Source organism: Gilliamella sp. M0320 (assembly GCF_016101635.1).
GTDB lineage: Bacteria > Pseudomonadota > Gammaproteobacteria > Enterobacterales > Orbaceae > Gilliamella > Gilliamella apis.
The window spans coordinates 1-492 of sequence record NZ_JACFQD010000023.1; the positions used below are offsets into that span (position 1 = coordinate 1).

The 492-nt window shown below is 38.4% G+C and carries 1 protein-coding gene; it reads left to right on the forward strand.

Annotated elements, in window-relative coordinates; genetic code table 11:
- The coding region (locus H3T83_RS11305; protein WP_198215806.1) for a hypothetical protein at window positions 1-492 on the forward strand (492 nt) is incomplete at both ends.

A 492-nucleotide genomic window follows, 5' to 3' on the forward strand; every position in this document is an offset into this window, starting at 1 on the left:
CATTAAGTTCACTTATTGGCACACCGTATAATTATTGGGGGGATGATGATGGCGATGGTCAGGGAGTTAATGGTGTCACCGCTACTGGTAGTTTAAGGTTATCTATTGTTGATAAATATAATCGTGCTGTTGCTCGTAATGAAGTGCTGACTAATTGTAGAAATCAAGCACCTTATAAACTAACGTTATCTAATACTAACGGTACATTAAAAACACGTTATGGTGTGCCTAATGAAAGTCGTTTTACGGCAGGTAATGCCACTTATTATATTAATCCTAAGGGAACGCAGATTTGTTATGCAAGACCTGACCTAGGAGACAGAAGTTACTCTGACTCTTCATGGAAAGGTCTTTCTGTTGCCGTTTGGCAAGAGGATAAGGGTTTTCTAACCCAGTCAGTTACGCCATCGTCTTATGATTTAAACTTCCCGACTACTGGTGCTAATAATTTATATTTTGATTTAGATATTAGTGGTAGTACTCAGGCCTTAT